This is a genomic window from Lichenicola sp. GTC18331 (assembly GCF_055386855.1).
Map to the genome: position 1 here is coordinate 2,520,515 of NZ_AP045015.1, position 14,711 is coordinate 2,535,225.

Annotated in this window: 15 protein-coding genes; 10 read left to right on the forward strand and 5 right to left on the reverse strand. The window is 67.6% G+C overall.

Annotation, left to right across the window (positions count from 1 at the left end):
* Positions 1–109 precede the first annotated feature (109 nt).
* The gene (locus ACZ5BM_RS11510) at positions 110–736 is read left to right on the forward strand and encodes a thioredoxin domain-containing protein (protein ID WP_498908124.1); all 627 of its coding nucleotides are present in this window, start codon (positions 110–112) and stop codon (positions 734–736) included.
* On the opposite strand, the gene ACZ5BM_RS11515 is transcribed toward ACZ5BM_RS11510, so the two are convergent.
* The 3 genes from ACZ5BM_RS11515 to ACZ5BM_RS11525 all read right to left on the reverse strand — a co-directional run bounded on the left by ACZ5BM_RS11515 (position 737) and on the right by ACZ5BM_RS11525 (position 3,558).
* The gene (locus ACZ5BM_RS11515) at positions 737–1,675 is read right to left on the reverse strand and encodes a hypothetical protein (protein ID WP_498908125.1); all 939 of its coding nucleotides are present in this window, start codon (positions 1,673–1,675) and stop codon (positions 737–739) included.
* Between the two features lie 87 nt (positions 1,676–1,762).
* Complete coding sequence (locus ACZ5BM_RS11520; RefSeq protein WP_498908126.1) at positions 1,763–2,644, reverse strand: ABC transporter ATP-binding protein; 882 nt, start codon at positions 2,642–2,644, stop codon at positions 1,763–1,765.
* Positions 2,596–3,558, reverse strand: a complete 963-nt coding sequence (locus ACZ5BM_RS11525) for an ABC transporter permease (protein WP_498908127.1) — start codon at positions 3,556–3,558, stop codon at positions 2,596–2,598. The genes ACZ5BM_RS11520 and ACZ5BM_RS11525 overlap by 49 nt, the downstream gene beginning before the upstream one ends.
* A 201-nt stretch (positions 3,559–3,759) precedes the next feature.
* Here ACZ5BM_RS11525 and ACZ5BM_RS11530 point away from each other — a divergent pair, with 201 nt between their 5' ends.
* Both ACZ5BM_RS11530 and ACZ5BM_RS11535 read left to right on the forward strand, forming a co-directional pair.
* On the forward strand, positions 3,760–5,244 hold the full coding sequence (locus ACZ5BM_RS11530) for a lytic transglycosylase domain-containing protein (RefSeq protein ID WP_498908128.1): 1,485 nt from the start codon (positions 3,760–3,762) through the stop codon (positions 5,242–5,244).
* Positions 5,231–5,773 carry a peroxiredoxin gene (locus ACZ5BM_RS11535; RefSeq protein ID WP_498908130.1) on the forward strand — a complete coding sequence of 181 codons (543 nt, stop codon included), beginning with the start codon at positions 5,231–5,233 and terminating at the stop codon, positions 5,771–5,773. Before ACZ5BM_RS11530 ends, ACZ5BM_RS11535 begins: the two co-directional genes overlap by 14 nt.
* A gap of 11 nt (positions 5,774–5,784) precedes the next feature.
* On the opposite strand, the gene ACZ5BM_RS11540 is transcribed toward ACZ5BM_RS11535, so the two are convergent.
* Positions 5,785–5,988 carry a hypothetical protein gene (locus tag ACZ5BM_RS11540; protein ID WP_498908132.1) on the reverse strand — a complete coding sequence of 68 codons (204 nt, stop codon included), beginning with the start codon at positions 5,986–5,988 and terminating at the stop codon, positions 5,785–5,787.
* A 134-nt stretch (positions 5,989–6,122) separates the two neighbouring features.
* Positions 6,123–6,311, reverse strand: a complete 189-nt coding sequence (locus tag ACZ5BM_RS11545; protein WP_498908134.1) for an entericidin — start codon at positions 6,309–6,311, stop codon at positions 6,123–6,125.
* A 165-nt stretch (positions 6,312–6,476) separates the two neighbouring features.
* Between ACZ5BM_RS11545 and ACZ5BM_RS11550 the strand changes: the two genes are divergently transcribed.
* From ACZ5BM_RS11550 to glpK, 7 genes are all read left to right on the forward strand, one after another.
* On the forward strand, positions 6,477–7,508 hold the full coding sequence (locus tag ACZ5BM_RS11550) for an iron ABC transporter substrate-binding protein (RefSeq protein ID WP_498908136.1): 1,032 nt from the start codon (positions 6,477–6,479) through the stop codon (positions 7,506–7,508).
* A gap of 26 nt (positions 7,509–7,534) precedes the next feature.
* On the forward strand, positions 7,535–9,112 hold the full coding sequence (locus ACZ5BM_RS11555) for an ABC transporter permease (RefSeq protein ID WP_498908138.1): 1,578 nt from the start codon (positions 7,535–7,537) through the stop codon (positions 9,110–9,112).
* Positions 9,113–9,241: 129 nt separating this feature from the next.
* Positions 9,242–10,369, forward strand: coding sequence for an ABC transporter ATP-binding protein (locus ACZ5BM_RS11560; protein WP_498908139.1), 1,128 nt, complete (start codon positions 9,242–9,244; stop codon positions 10,367–10,369).
* Between the two features lie 10 nt (positions 10,370–10,379).
* On the forward strand, positions 10,380–11,132 hold the full coding sequence (locus ACZ5BM_RS11565; protein ID WP_498908140.1) for a hypothetical protein: 753 nt from the start codon (positions 10,380–10,382) through the stop codon (positions 11,130–11,132).
* 41 nt (positions 11,133–11,173) lie between these two features.
* Positions 11,174–11,974 (forward strand): DUF72 domain-containing protein, encoded by an 801-nt coding sequence (locus ACZ5BM_RS11570; protein ID WP_498908141.1) that lies wholly within the window; start codon positions 11,174–11,176, stop codon positions 11,972–11,974.
* A 274-nt stretch (positions 11,975–12,248) separates the two neighbouring features.
* Positions 12,249–13,112 carry an MIP/aquaporin family protein gene (locus ACZ5BM_RS11575; protein ID WP_498908142.1) on the forward strand — a complete coding sequence of 288 codons (864 nt, stop codon included), beginning with the start codon at positions 12,249–12,251 and terminating at the stop codon, positions 13,110–13,112.
* Positions 13,113–13,153: 41 nt separating this feature from the next.
* Positions 13,154–14,656 carry a glycerol kinase GlpK gene (glpK, locus tag ACZ5BM_RS11580; RefSeq protein WP_498908144.1) on the forward strand — a complete coding sequence of 501 codons (1,503 nt, stop codon included), beginning with the start codon at positions 13,154–13,156 and terminating at the stop codon, positions 14,654–14,656.
* Positions 14,657–14,711: the final 55 nt, after the last annotated feature.

Consider the following 14,711-nt stretch of genomic DNA (forward strand, 5'->3'; position numbering starts at 1 on the left):
TTGCCCGCGTCCTGCCGCGCGGCGCTCGCGGAGGGCGGTTCGTATCTTGCCCGGCGCCTCGGGCCGGCACACCATCGCCGCTTCCGACGCTCCGGAGTGTTCCGTTTTGGTGTTGCACAGACGAACCTTTCTCGCCGCCGCTGCCATGGCGGGCCTGCCGATCGCGGGGTCGCGATCCGCACGCGCGACGGTTCCGGCCGGTGTGACGGCGGAAACGCTGCCGGAACACAGTTTCGGCGATCCGAACGCCAGGCTGGTGGTGCAGGAATGGTTCTCGCTCACCTGCACACATTGCGCGCATTTCAGCGAGGTGGTGTTTCCCGAGATCAAGACCCGCCTGATCGACACGGGCAAGATCCGCTACACCTTCTATGACTATCCGCTGGATCGGCTCGCGCTGGCGGCGGCGATGATCGCGGATTCTCTGCCGGAAGACCGCTATCTGCCGTTTATCGAAACCTTGTTCTCCAGCCAGGAACGCTGGGCGTTCGACCGCTCGGCCGATCCGATCGCCCTGCTGCGTCGGAATGCGCTGCTGGCCGGGATGCCGGGCGCCGAGGTGGACGCCACGCTGCAGAACGACGCGCTGCGTCGGGCGATCGTGGAGAAGCAGGATCAGGCGACCAAGCAATACAACATCGCCGGCACGCCCACCTTCGTGTTCGGGCAGACCGTGCAGGCGATCGTGCCGGATTACGCGACCTTCGCGCGCTACGTCAGTGAGGCCGGAGGCTGATCAGAATACGCAGTTCACGGCCAGCTGCGGGCTGATCGTGCGCTGCTCGTCATGGCCGGAGACGGGCAGGGTGACGCCGAGAATCGCGCCGAAGCGCGGCGACCAGCTCCATTCCAGCGCGGGGCCGACCGACCAGTCTCCGCTGGACGGGGCGTGGCGGCGTACCGGGCTCCCGTCGGCGTCGATGCCGCGCAGGACGGCACCATCGGCCCAGCTGCGATAGAGATCGAGCGCCAGCACCCATTGCCGTGTCAGTCCCCATTCCACCGAGGCGCCCGCGTTGCCGAACGAGCCGGGGCGGGCGCGGCCGTGGAACCCCGCTTGCGTGCCGTAGGCGCTGAGGCCGGATACGGTCGCGGTGGACACGCGTATGCGCTCGGCGGCGAACACGCGCAGACGAACCGCGTGGCCGGAGACATGATAGGTCGACTGGCTGACGATGCCGGTGCGCAGGAACCAGGCGCCGGTGCCGACCCCGTCCTGGGCGCGTCCGAGGCCGTCGTAGCGGCCCGTGGGCGCGTTCACGCCGAGCGCCAGGGTTACGTTGGGCACCAGCCGCTGCTCGTTCGGGTCCAGCGCGCGAAGCTCGAGCTCCACCGGAAGGTCGCCGAACTGCACGCCGCTGGTGGCGCGGCGCCAGGCGAGCCCTTCGGTGAAGGCCGGCAGGGCGTAGATCGAGAGGCGGTCGGTCAGCCCGTATTTCATCAGCGTCTGGCTGACCAGATCGTGCGCATGGGTGGTGTCGGGTTCGAGCCGTCCGTGCGAATCGAAGCGGCCATCGGCGTTGTTCAGCGCCAGATAGGGTTCGATCGCCAGCATCCCGGCCGCGGACTCGGCCGGCGAGGGGGAGAACAGCGAGCCGGTATACCACTGCTCCGGCGGGCTGGGGGACGGATCGGCGGCCAGGACCGGAACCGGCACCAGGCACGACAGCAGCACGGGGGCGGCGTTCCGGGTCCGCCGGCCCGTGATCGTTCGCCGTTCCGCGTTCTGTCTGCGGTGCTGTGTCATGGTTCGGGCGATGCGCTAGAGGGCGGGCGCCGCCCCGCTCTCGTAGCGCGTCATGATCTCGTCTACCGGACCGTCCGCGACGATGCGCCCGGCTTCGAGCCAGATCAGGCGGGTGCACCATTGCCGTAGAACGTCCGGCATGTGTGAGGTCAGCACCAGGATCTCCGCGCCGCGCACCACCGTTTCCAGACGGGCATGGGCCTTGTCGCGGAAGCGTGAGTCGCCAGCCATGAACCACTCGTCCATCAGCAGGATCTGCGGGGCGATGGCCGTCGCCAGGCCGAAACCGAGGCGCACCACCATGCCGGAGGAATAAAGCCGCACCGGGAGGTCCATGAACGGTCCGAGTGCTGCGAAACCCTCGACGTCTTCTTCCAGCGCGCGGATGGCGGCAGCGTTGAGGCCGACATAGCGACCGCGCAGGGTGATGTTCTCGCGCCCGGTCAGGTCGAGATTCATCCCGAAATTGGTGTCGAGCAGTGTGTTGATCGAGCCGCCGGTATGGATGCGCCCGGCCACCGGCTCGTAGATGCCGCCCAGGACGCGGAGCAGGCTCGATTTGCCGGCGCCGTTGCGGCCGACGATGCCGAGCCGTTCGCCGGAGCGGATGGAGAAATTGAGGTCGCGCAGCGCCTGCACCACCACGCGCCGGGTGGCGTTCGGGTCGTCCGGCGTGCGTCCGGCGCGGCCGAGCGGACCGCCGACCTTGCCGGACACGCCGCTCAGCACCGTCTTCTTCAGCGAACGTGCGCCGCCGTGATAGAGTGGGAAGTCGAGCGACAGCGCCGTCACGTCGATGAACGCGCGCCCGCCGGGCGGGGCTTGAATAGGGTTGGTCAGCATCCGGTTCAGACCCAGAACGCGATGCGCGGACGGGCGCGCACGAACACGCGCCACGACACGAGGCACAGCAGCGCGCTGTAGACCAGCGCCGCGACCCAGGTGAACGGCGTCGGCATCGTGCCCAGCAGCGGCGCGCGCACCACTTCGAGCAGGGAGTCGAACGGGTTGATCGGCAGCCACCAGGAGCGCTGGCCGAGCTGGGATGGCTTCCAGATCACGGGGGTGAGGTAATAGGCGATCTGCAGCAGGCTGCCGATGATCGGCGGCACGTCGCGGAAGCGGGCGCAGATCGCACCCAGCAGGTAGCAGGAGGCGGCACCGTCCAGCAGCCACAAGGCAAGGCCGGGCAGGCACAGAAAGCCTGTCAGCCCCGGCCATTGCCTGAAGATGGCGAACACCACCACCGGCACCACCACGTTGTGGCCCAGAACGATGACGTTGCGCACCACGGTCCGGATCACCTGCACGGTGAACGGCATGCGCATGGAGCGGATGGTCTGCTCGGCATCGATGAAGCTGTTGCAGGCTTCGCCGGCCAGGCCACCAATGCCGGCCTGCCAGAGGATCAGGGACAGGGCGAGGTAGGGCAGGTACTCCGCCAGACCGATATGGAACAGGGCGGCGTAGAGAAAGCCCATCGAGCCGACCATCACCGCACTGGACAAGGTCAGCCAGAGCGGACCCAGAGCCGATCCGCGATAGCGCAGCTTGATGTCGAGCCAGCCCAGGGTGAAGGCGAGGCGCCAGAGGGCAAGTCCGTCGCGAAGATCGGCGCGCGCGGCGAGGCCGCGTGTGCGGCGTCCGAGCCGGGCGTCGATCAGCATCTCTGGCATGGAATCGTGCGCGGCGCCGGCCAGGGCGGTCGCGGAGCCGGGGGATTCGACCGCCGTCACGGCCGCGTCGATCGGTCCGGCCGCATCGCGGTCCGGCTCGGGCGAAGGCTCCGTCACGGATGGCAGCGCGCTCATGGGCGCGGCGTAGCCGATCCGCTGTTGCCCGGCAATGGATTGCACGGGGTGGGTGCGGGACGAACCGTGACGTTCCTGCGACGGATCTGGTCTTAAATTCGCCCAACAGATGGTTGATGTTGCGGCAGAGATGGAGCCACTGTAAGGCGGAGGAACGGTTTTCTCCACCTGAGCCTTGGCTGCCGGAGTTCAAGCAAGCCGATGTCGCGACCTGCCTGCCGACCCACGTTCCGATCCGCCGCGGCGGCGAAACGCGACCGCTCCGGCGTGGCGCGTGCAGCCTGCTCCGCCGTTCTGCTGGCGCTTCTGGCTGCTTGCGCGGAAACCCCGTCGCAGCCGTCCATGATGCCGGTGGCGCAGGAAGCGGCGAAATACCGGGCGCATGCGCGCTCCTATTACGCGCCGCCCGGTCCGCCCGACGATCCATGGGGGCCATATATCGAGGAAGCCTCGCGCAAGTTCGACGTGCCCGACACCTGGGTGCGCGCCGTGATCGGCCGCGAGTCGGGCGGTCAGCAGTTCAGCCGCAACGGTACGCTGATCACCTCGGGTGCCGGCGCCATGGGTCTGATGCAGCTGATGGCGCCGACCTATGACGATCTGCGCGCCCAGTATGGGCTTGGTGACGATCCGTTCGAGCCGCACGACAACATCATGGCCGGCACGGCCTATATCCGCCAGATGTACGACATCTATGGCGCGCCCGGCTTTCTGGCCGCCTACAACACCGGGCCCGGGCGTCTGGACGACTTCCTGACCAAGAACCGGCCCTTGCCGCGCGAAACCCGGCAATACGTGGCCATCATCGGCCCGCAGATCGCCGGGATCTGGCCGAACAGCCGTTCGCAGGCCGACCTGATGATCGCTGCTCATTCCGGCAGCGACGTGCAGTACGCGTCGGCTCAGACGCAGGACGAGACCAAGTCGGTCAGGCTGGCCTGGACCCGCCGGCGCGATCTGCAGCAGCCGAACGACCAGCCGATGCAGGTGGCCGAAGCGCCGGCGACGACCGGTGGCGCGGCACCGTCCTATATCAAGGACTGGCGCAGCATGAAGGCGCAGTCGCCTGCACAGGCCGCCGTTGCTACGCCGGTGGCACTCGCCGCCAACAGCCCGTCTTCCGTGAGCGCCGCCTGGGCCAGCCGCGGCATCGTGTCCCGCCCCGCCGCTTCGGTGGCGAGCGCACCGGTGCGTAACTGGACGCTGGCGCCGACCGACCAGCAGCACCCGGCCGCAATCGCCAGCGGTGATTCCAGCGGCCCGGATACGGCGGTCGCTCCCGTGCGGCTCGCCTCCGCTGAAATGCCGGCGCAGGACGACTCCACCGACACGCAGGCGGCGGCGCCTGCCGCGCGCAAGCCGCATTTCCAGCTCATCCGCCGCGCCATGGCCGAGCCGGCTCCGCTTCTGCGCGATGCGGGGCGCGGCCCGCGCAACTGGTCGGTGCAGGTCGGTGCCTTCAACACCCAGGCGCAGGCCAGTCAGGCTGCCGGCGCCGCGCGCTCGCGTGCACCAAGCCTGTCCGGCGCACAGGCTGAGATCGCCGGCGTCAAGCAGGGTCGCAACGGCCGGGTTTATCGCGCGCGCCTGACCGGCCTGTCACGCAATGATGCGATGGCGGCCTGCCAGAAACTGTCGCGTGGCAGCGGTGCTTGCATGGTGGTGTCGCCCGATGCGCGTTCGTAATCTCGCCGCCGCCGCGATCGGCGCGGCTGCGCTTGCGGCAAGCGCGATGCCGGCCGAGGCGGCGCTTCCGGTCGGAGTCAAGGCACCGGATTTCACCATTGAGGCCACGCTGGCCGGCAAGCCGTTCCAGGCGTCGCTCGCCGCCATGCTGAAACACGGTCCGGTGGTGCTCTATTTCTATCCGAAGGCCTTCACCTCCGGCTGCACGGTGGAAGCGCACGACTTTGCCGAGGCTATGCCGCAGTTCAAGGCGTTGGGCGCGCAGGTGCTGGGGGTGTCGGAGGACGACATCGCCACGCTGAACAGGTTCTCGGTCAGCGAATGCCAAAGCGCGTTTGCCGTGGGCGCGGACGATCACGGCAAGGTTGCCAAAAGCTACGACGCCACCCTGCCCCTGGTCGGCCTGTCCAACCGCACCTCCTACGCGATCGCGCCGGACGGTCGGGTCCTGGCCGCCTATACGGCGATGGACCCGGATGGGCACGTCAGCCACATGCTCGACGCTTTGAAGCAGTTCAAGGCGCGCTGACAAGTCACCTTTCAGGACGGGTGCGCTTCGCCTTCCTGCTCGCCGCCATCCTCCGCGGTCTGAATGTCCCGGGCTGACAGGACGGTCTTCTGTCGCGGCACGATGGGCTTCACAGCAATGCGCTGCGTCGCGCGCTGAGCGGGCCGCGCGTCCGGTGGCGTGACCGGGGCGGCGGGAAGCACCGACGGAAGCAGGGTGTGATCGATGGTCTGCATAGCACGATCCCCAATCTAGAATTCCGTTGTGGAATATGGGGGGCTGCCATGCCGTCGGCATCGGGCGGTCCGATCACCAAAGCGGGATCAGACAGGAGACCCGGCCGGGTGAAAGCCGGCCGGGTGGACTGCTTTTAGTGGGTGGCCAGGCCGGTGTTGCCGGTCACGGCACTCTGTGTGGCGGTGGCGCCGCGCGACACGTCATGGCCGAGCGCGGAGGCGTCCTGGCCCATGCCGCTGACGGTGTTGCAGGCAGACAGGCCGACCGTCGCGACGGCCAGCAGGCCGACGGTGGCGAGAGCGCGGCAAGAAGCGGTGAACATGAAAGGCTGCCTCCAGTTGTGAGTTTGTGTCGAAACGGCATCGGCGCCACCGAGGTTCCCGAGAGGCGGGGATCGCCGTCTTCTGTTGCGAAAAAGTGACGGCTGTGTCCCGGATACGCGAATTGCGCTCCAGCGATGTTGCAGTTAGGAACAAGTCGCAACTGAGTGGGTCATCCAAACATGCGCGTCTCGTTCCGGTCCAGGCTGTCCGCCTCCGTCCTGGCTATCTCCGTCGGCCTCGCCGGTGTCTCCACCGCCGCCCAGGCTGAAACGCTGACGCTCTACAGCGCCCAGCACAAGCAGATGGTCGATCAGGTGGTCGCCGCCTTCACCAAGGCGACCGGCATCGCTGTGCAGACCCGCTTCGGCGAGGCGCCGGAGATCGCGTCGCAGATCGTGCAGGAAGGCGCCGCGTCTCCGGCCGATGTCTACTTCACCGAGAACTCGCCCGAGCTGGTGTTGCTGGACGAAAAAGGCCTGCTGTCGCCCGTGGAGAAGTCGACCCTGGCCCAGGTGCCGTCGCGCTTCAACGCCGAGACCGGCGACTGGCTCGGCGTGCTGGCGCGCGAGAACGTGCTCTGCTTCGACCCGCATCTGATCAAGGAAAGCCAGCTTCCGGCCTCGCTGCTCGATCTGGCCAAGCCGGAATGGAAGGGCAAGGTCGCGATCGCGCCGGCCGATGCCGATTTCCTGCCGCTGGTGGAAGCGATCGTGAAGCTGAAGGGCCGTCCGGCGGCGCTGGACTGGCTGAAGGCGATGAAGACCAACGCGCAGATCTTCGATGACGACGAGGGCGTGGTTGCCGCCGTGGATCGCGGCGCGGTCGCGACGGGCATCATCAACAACTACTACTGGGCTCGTCTGCACCAGGAGAAGGGCAAGGCGACCGTCGCCAAGATGCACCATTTCACCGGTCACGATGTCGGCGCGCTGATCAACGTATCGGGTGCCGCGGTGCTGAAATCCTCCAAGCACCAGGACGCGGCGCAGCGCTTCCTCGCTTTCATGGTGAGCAAGCCGATGCAGACCGCGCTCGCCAGCGGCGACGTCGATTTCGAGTATCCGCTGGCGGCGGGGGTCAAGGCCAACCCGATCCTGAAGCCGTTCGACCAGCTCCAGCCGCCGGCGATCTCGATCAAGGATTTGGGCGACGATCAGGACGCGGCGAAGCTGCTGCGCGAGGCCGGTCTGCTCTGATCCCGGCTTTCGGTCCTGTCGCGACGATGAGCAAGCGGGCGCGGGCGGTGAAAGCCGCCCGCGTTTCCGTGCGTCCGCCGCGGCTTCTGCTTCTGTGCGCCGCCGCCGCGACCGGAATCGTGCTGCTGCCTTTGCTGCTGACGGTGTGGCAAGCGACCGGCGCGGAGGAGCCCGTGGCGCTGCTCTGGCGTCCGCTGGTGGGCGAGTTGCTCGGCAACACCGTCACGCTCTGCGCCGCCACCGTGTCGTGCTGCGCCGTGATCGGCACCCTGTGCGCGTGGTTGATCGAGCGCACCGATCTGCCGGGCCGCAACGTGTTCGCGGTTCTGGCCGCTGTGCCGCTGGCGATCCCGCCGTTCATCACCTCCTATGCCTGGGTGTCGCTCAGCAGCGATCTGCAGGATTTCGCCGGCGCGACCCTGGTGGTCAGCTCGGCCTATATGCCGCTGATCTACCTGCCCGTCGCGGCGGCCCTGCGCGGCATGGACCCGGCGATCGAGGAAAGCGGCCGCGTTCTCGGCCTCGGCCCGGTGCGGTGCTTCATCCGGCTGGTGCTGCCGCAGCTTCGCCCGGCGCTTCTGGGCGGGATGCTGCTGGTGGCGCTGAACGTGCTGGTGGAGTTCGGCGCCTTCGCTCTGCTGCGTTTCCGCACCTTCACCACCGTGCTCTACGGCCAGTATCGCACCGGGCTGACTGGCCCGGATTCGTCCCTGCTCGCCTGCGTGCTGATCGGGCTGTGTCTGCTCTGCGTCGCGGCCGAGCTGCGCGTTCGTCGCGGTTCGGCCTATGCCTCGCTCACGCGCGGTGCGGCGCGTCGCCCGGTCAGGCATCGCCTGGGCTGGATGCGCTGGCCGGCGCTCGCCTTTCTGATCGGCCTCGCCATCGCGACGCTGGGCGTTCCGCTCGGCATGATCGGGTTTTGGCTGTTCCAGCACAACAGCGCCGCCACCACCTCGGTCGGGGTGTCCTGGGGCGAGCTTCTGGCCTCGACCGGCGGTTCGCTGGGCCTGGCGCTGAGCGGCGCCTTCGCCACCCTGCTGCTGGCCCTGCCGCTCGGCTTCCTGTCCGTCCGGTTCCCGGGACGCGCCTCGATGCTGCTGGAGCGCATCGCCTATATGGGCCAGGGCGCACCGGGGATCGTGGTGGCGCTGGCACTGATCACCCTGGCGTTGAAGGTGCTGACCCCGCTCTACCAGTCGGCGCCTCTGCTCATCCTGGCCTATGCGATCCTGTTCCTGCCGTTGGCGTTGGTGAGCGTGCGCGCCGCGTTCGAACAGGCGCAGCGCAAGCTGGAGGATGCCGGGCGGGCGCTCGGACTCGGTCCGGTCGCAGTCGCGCGTCGCATCGTCCTGCCGCTGGCCGCGCCCGGACTCGGCGCCGCGGCATCCCTGGTGTTCGCCGCCGTGGTGACGGAGCTGACCACCACGCTGTTGTTGTCGCCGATCGGCACGCGCACGCTGGCGACGGAGGTCTGGCAGGACACCACGACATTGGCTTTCGCCGCCGCGGCGCCCTATGCGGCGATGATGGTTCTGCTCTCGCTCTGCTCCACCTACGTGCTTGCGCGGCGCTTCGGCCGCAGTGCCGGCATCGGGCCCGGATGAGACGGGCGGAGCCGGAACCGTGATGGCCGAACCCGCTGTCGTTGTCGCCCACATCCTGGCTGAAGGATGGGGCACCTCGGCCCATCTTGGTGCAACCAACCGCGCGTGGTGCGCTTCGGAACGGCTGTCATGAACGCCTTCTACCCGTCTTCCCCTCCGGCGCTCGAGATCGACGGCGTTTGTCGCACGTTCGGAGAGGCTGAGGTTCTGCGCGGCGTCGATCTGTGCGTGCAGCCGGGCGAGCTGGTCGCGATCCTGGGCGCGTCCGGCGGCGGCAAGACGACGCTGTTGCGCCTGGTGTGCGGGTTCGAGCGCGCCGATGCCGGACGCATCCTGATCGGCGGCGTTCCGGTGGACGATGCGAGCGGCAGACGCCGGATCCATGTGCGGCCGGAAAAGCGCGGAGTCGGCTACGTCGCACAGGATGGTGCCCTGTTCCCCCATCTTTCCGTTTCGGCCAACATCCTGTTCGGTCTCGATCGCGCCCGGCGCAGCGGCGGGGCGGCGGAGCGGCTGGCGGCGCGCATGCTCGAGTTGGTCGGACTGCCGGCGAGCTACGCCGACCGTTCGCCGCAGACCCTGTCCGGCGGCGAGCAGCAGCGTGTTGCACTCGCCCGCGCGCTGGCGCCGGAGCCGAGGCTGGTCCTGCTGGACGAGCCGTTTTCCGCGCTGGATGCGGGCTTGCGCGCCGGGACGCGCCGTGCCGTCGCCGATGCGTTGCACCAGGCGGGTGCGGCTGCTCTTCTGGTCACGCACGATCAGTCCGAGGCCTTGTCGATGGGCGACAGGGTCGGGGTGTTGCGCGATGGCAGGCTGGTGCAGGTGGCGGCTCCCGCGTCGCTCTACCGGCGGCCGGTCGATGCGGCCCTGGCCAGCTTCGTGGGCGAAGCGGTGCTGATGGAAGGCTGGGCGCAGGGCCGCACCGTGTGCTGCCCGCTCGGCGTGGTGATGCTGGCGCCGGATTGCGAAGCGCGCACCGGCGCGGTGCGGCTGATGCTGCGTCCCGAGCAGATCGCGCTCGATCCGAATGCGCCCTGCCGCGCCACGGTCGAGACCGTCAGCTATTACGGTCACGATGCCGGCGTGGTGCTGCGATTGGTTGAAGGGCAGCGCGTGTCCGCCCGCATCGACGGCGGCGCCGGCTTCGCGCTTCAGCCCGGCTCCGTGGTAGGCGTCGTCGTGGTCGGGGACGCGGTGGCGTTTCCGGTTGCGGATCGACACGAGGCCGTGGTTGCCGCGGACGGGTCCGACTTCTAAAGCGGAGCCCATGCCCCGCCGCCCTGCGTTGTCCCTGTTGGTTCTGGTGGGTTTGGCTGCCGCCCCGGTCGCGCACGGGCAGCCGGCGAGCGACCCGTCCCCGTCGACGCAGCCTCGGAAGAGTTCGAATGCGATCACCTTGTCGGTGCCGCAGAGCTACGATTTCTCGCAAAGCGTTTCGTCGTCGCCGAGTGCCGATCAGGCGCAGCGTTTGCGGAATGCGCCGCTGCCCGACCCGAACGCCGTGAAGAAGCCGTCCGACAGCCTGCACGATCCCAATACCGGCGCGGATACGACCCCGTTTGGATCCGCCTATTCCTACGCCAATCCGCTTTACGGTCCGCAAGGGCCGGGCTCGGTGCAGAACGCGGCCTCCAAATCCGCCGCGACTCCGGCGCCGCAGGGCCTGCAATTCACCGTGTTCCAGTGGGGCTATCCGCGCCCGCCCATGCCCAAGGTAGCGGGAGAGGATCTGACCGCCGCGCCGCCGCCCGTGCCGGTGATCGATTTCGCCGTTCAGGCCGACGACAGCACCGTGCTCGACGCCAAGGCCTCGGCCACCATCGGTCGCGCCGTGCAGGCCTATGGCCGTGCCGCTCTCACGCGCATCACCATCGAGCGCCCCGCGCATCGGCCGGAGTGCTGTGCCCGGTATCCCGATCTGGTGCGTGCGGCCCTGATCGGCAGCGGCCTAAGCCCGGATCACCTGTTGCCCGGGCATCAGGTTCGTGTGGTGATGACCACGCTTCCTGTGAAGAAGTAGCGCTCTGGATTCGAGCGCCGTGCCGAGGAAAGGCCGAGCTCATGGCGGGAACGATCAGAACCGGGATCGGCGGCTGGGTGTTCGATCCGTGGCGCGAGACCTTCTACCCGGCGGGCATGAAGCCGAAAGACCACCTGCGCCACGCCGCCTCCGTGCTGTCGGCGATCGAGATCAACGCCACCTTCTATCGAACCCAGAGCGCAGATATCTTCCGGAACTGGGCGGCCGAGGTTCCGGACGGATTCCGTTTCGTGGTCAAGGCGGCGCGGGGTGCGGCCCAACGCAAGGACGCCGCCGAGGCGAGGCCGGCGATCGACCGCTTCTTTCGGTCCGGTCTTGCCGAACTGGGCGACAAACTCGGCCCCGTCCTGTGGCAGCTTCCAGCCGGGCGCAGATTCGATGCGGATCAGCTCGCAGCCTTTCTAGATCTGTTGCCGGATGGAATCGACGGTCTCGCGTTGCGTCACGCGCTTGAAGCGCAGCATCCGAGCTTCCTTGATCCTGCCGCCCTGACCCTGTTGAGCAAGCGCAACGTGGCGCTGGTCGGGTTGGACAAGGAGGGTGTCGAAACGCGCGCGCCGGTCACGGCCGATTTCGTTTATCTGCGCCTGCAGGGAACGCGATCCGGTGAACGGTTCGGATATTCCGGGGCGGAACTGGCACTCTGGGCAGACCGGATCGATGCGTTGTCGCGTGGCACGGTGCCGGATGCGATCGCCGTTGCGGGTGCGCCGCCGGTCCGGAAGCATGCCCGCGACGTCTTCGCCTTTCTCATCGCGGGCGCCAAGGAAACCGCGCCGGCGGCGGCGATGGAGCTGGCCCGGATCGCCGCCGCGCGCTGACGGGACCGGAGCATCGGGCGCATCCTCGGTTTGCTCGCAAGCGATGATGATCTTGTTTGCTTGATCGTTCGCTTTTTTCGTGATTTGGTAAAAACCGAAAGAGCGCGAACGGCGCCGTCGGTTGGGTTGGAGCGATTCTCGCGGGCAGGGCGGGGTTCGTCATCGCGTGACAGCGATGCGGGCCGTACGAACTGCCGCGTCCCCGACGCGCGGAACGCACTCCAGAACGCAAGCATCTCGCGGCGATAACGCGGGGGCTCTCGGGAGGTCGTCCATGACATATTCAAGGTTGCAGGAGTTCGTCGCCGAACTGTTCGGCACGATGGTTCTGATCCTGTTCGGATGCGGGTCCGTCGCCATGGTGGTGTTGTTCCCCAATGCCGGTCCGGTGCCGCATGGCGGATACACCAACATCGTGCTGGGCTGGGGTCTGGCGGTGACGTTCGGTATCTATATTTCCGGCGCGACCAGCGGCGCGCATCTGAATCCCGCCGTGAGCCTGGCTCTTGCCGTGACGGGACGTTTCCCCTGGGCCAAGCTGCCGCATTACGTCGCCGGCCAGTTCGTGGGCGCGTTTCTGGGCGCGGCGGTCGTGTTCCTGGTTTATCATGCGCAGTGGATCACGGTCGATCCGGCGCTCGACCATACCACCGGCGTGTTCTCGACCTTTCCCGCCGTACCCGGCTTCTGGCCGGCCTTTATCGACCAGGTGGTCGGCACCGCGATCCTTTTGGCTCTGATCCTTGCCGTCGGCGACAAATTCAACATCCATTCGCCGTCCAATCTGGCGCCGATCGTGATCGGTCTGCTGGTCGTCGCTATCGGCATCTCCTGGGGTGGCATGCAGGGCTACGCGATCAACCCGGCGCGCGACCTCGGCCCGCGCCTGTTCGCCGTGGTGGCCGGTTTCAAGAACAACGGCCTTACCGACGGTTCCGGCATCTGGTTGCCCCCCGTCGTGGGCTCGCTGGTTGGCGGCGTTCTGGGTGCCGTGATCTACGATGTCTGCATCGGCCGTCCGCTTGCCGCCGCGCATGACATGCGTAATCGCGCTGCCGGCATGGACCCGGACTATGTCGAGACCGGCGTGACGCCGATCGAGACTGCGCCTGCTGTCCAGACTCGTTTGAGCGCCTGAACGAAAAAACGAACAACAAAGAAACGTCCGAAGAAAGCTCGTTGACCATGCGCGACCATCTTCTTGCCTTCGACCAAGGCACCACCAGCTCCCGCGCCCTGCTGCTCGACCCCGAAGGCGGGATCGTCGCGGTGGCTCAGGCCGAGTTCCGCCAGATCTTCCCGCAGCCCGGCTGGGTCGAGCACGATCCGAACGAGATCTGGGCCACGCAGAGCGGTGTTGCCGCCGAGGTGGTGAACCGGGCCAACCTGCCGCTCGACCGGATCGCCGCGATCGGCATTACCAACCAGCGCGAGACCACGATCGTCTGGGATCGCCGCACCGGGCAGCCGGTCTACAACGCGATCGTCTGGCAGGACCGGCGCACCGCCGGCCTGTGCGATCGCCTCAAAGCGGACGGTCTGGAAAAGACCGTGGAAGAGCGCACCGGTCTGGTGATCGACGCGTATTTCTCCGGCACAAAGGTGGCGTGGATCCTCGATCACGTCGACGGCGCCAGGGAGAAAGCCGAGCGTGGCGATCTCGCCTTCGGCACGGTGGATAGCTGGCTGATCTGGCGGCTGACCGGCGGCGCGGTGCATGTCACCGACGAGACCAATGCCTCGCGCACGCTGCTGTTCAACATCCATACGCGCGAATGGGACGAGGAGATGCTGCGTCATCTCCGCGTGCCGCGTTCCATGCTGCCGGAGGTGAAAAGCTCTTCCGAGGTCTATGGCGAGGCCACCGGCACGTTGGCCGGCATCCCCATTGCCGGCATCGCGGGCGATCAGCAATCGGCGCTGTTCGGTCAGATGTGTCACGAGCCCGGCACGGTGAAGAACACCTACGGCACCGGCTGTTTCATGCTGATGAATACGGGCAAGGATGCGGTGCCGTCGCGCAACAAGCTCCTGACGACCATCGGCTGGCGTTATGGCGGCGAGACGCAATACGCGCTGGAGGGCTCGATCTTCGTCGCCGGTGCGGTGGTGCAGTGGCTGCGTGACGGTTTGAAGATCATCCGCTCCTCGTCGGAAGTGGAGGCGCTGGCGGCATCCGTGCCGGATACCGGCGACGTCTATCTGGTGCCGGCTTTCGTCGGTCTCGGCGCTCCGCACTGGGACCAGTATGCGCGCGGGTCGATCGTCGGCATGACGCGCGGCACCACCGATGCGCATATCGCGCGTGCCGCACTGGAAGGGATCGCGTTCCAGACCGTGGATGTGCTCCGCGCGATGGAGAACGATTCCGGCATCAGTCTGAAGGAGCTGCGCGTCGATGGCGGCGCGTCCAACAACAACCTGTTGATGCAGTTCCAGGCCGATCTGCTCGGCATCCCGGTGATCCGTCCGGCGAACGTGGAGACCACCGGTCTCGGCTCCGCCTTCCTCGCCGGTCTCGCCGTTGGGATCTACAAGGATCTGAACCAGGTGCGTCAGCTCTGGAAGGCCGATCGCGTGTTCGAGCCGACCATGTCTGCCGATCGCCGGGAGGCGCTGCATGCCCGCTGGCGCAAGGCGCTCGACCATGCTCGCTCCTGGGTGGAGCCGGACGCCGCCTGAGGCGGAACCGGTCGAAATGATGTGGGGCGGGAGGAGCAATCCTTTCGCCCTTTTT

Excerpts from the sequence above, each read along its gene's own strand:
- ACZ5BM_RS11525 (WP_498908127.1), bottom strand. The coding sequence starts at position 3,558 with ATGAGCGCGCTGCCATCCGTGACGGAGCCTTCGCCCGAGCCGGACCGC.
- ACZ5BM_RS11530 (WP_498908128.1), top strand. The coding sequence starts at position 3,760 with ATGTCGCGACCTGCCTGCCGACCCACGTTCCGATCCGCCGCGGCGGCG.
- ACZ5BM_RS11535 (WP_498908130.1), top strand. The coding sequence starts at position 5,231 with ATGCGCGTTCGTAATCTCGCCGCCGCCGCGATCGGCGCGGCTGCGCTT.
- ACZ5BM_RS11540 (WP_498908132.1), bottom strand. The coding sequence starts at position 5,988 with ATGCAGACCATCGATCACACCCTGCTTCCGTCGGTGCTTCCCGCCGCC.
- ACZ5BM_RS11545 (WP_498908134.1), bottom strand. The coding sequence starts at position 6,311 with ATGTTCACCGCTTCTTGCCGCGCTCTCGCCACCGTCGGCCTGCTGGCC.
- ACZ5BM_RS11555 (WP_498908138.1), top strand. The coding sequence starts at position 7,535 with ATGAGCAAGCGGGCGCGGGCGGTGAAAGCCGCCCGCGTTTCCGTGCGT.
- ACZ5BM_RS11560 (WP_498908139.1), top strand. The coding sequence starts at position 9,242 with ATGAACGCCTTCTACCCGTCTTCCCCTCCGGCGCTCGAGATCGACGGC.
- ACZ5BM_RS11565 (WP_498908140.1), top strand. The coding sequence starts at position 10,380 with ATGCCCCGCCGCCCTGCGTTGTCCCTGTTGGTTCTGGTGGGTTTGGCT.
- ACZ5BM_RS11570 (WP_498908141.1), top strand. The coding sequence starts at position 11,174 with ATGGCGGGAACGATCAGAACCGGGATCGGCGGCTGGGTGTTCGATCCG.
- ACZ5BM_RS11575 (WP_498908142.1), top strand. The coding sequence starts at position 12,249 with ATGACATATTCAAGGTTGCAGGAGTTCGTCGCCGAACTGTTCGGCACG.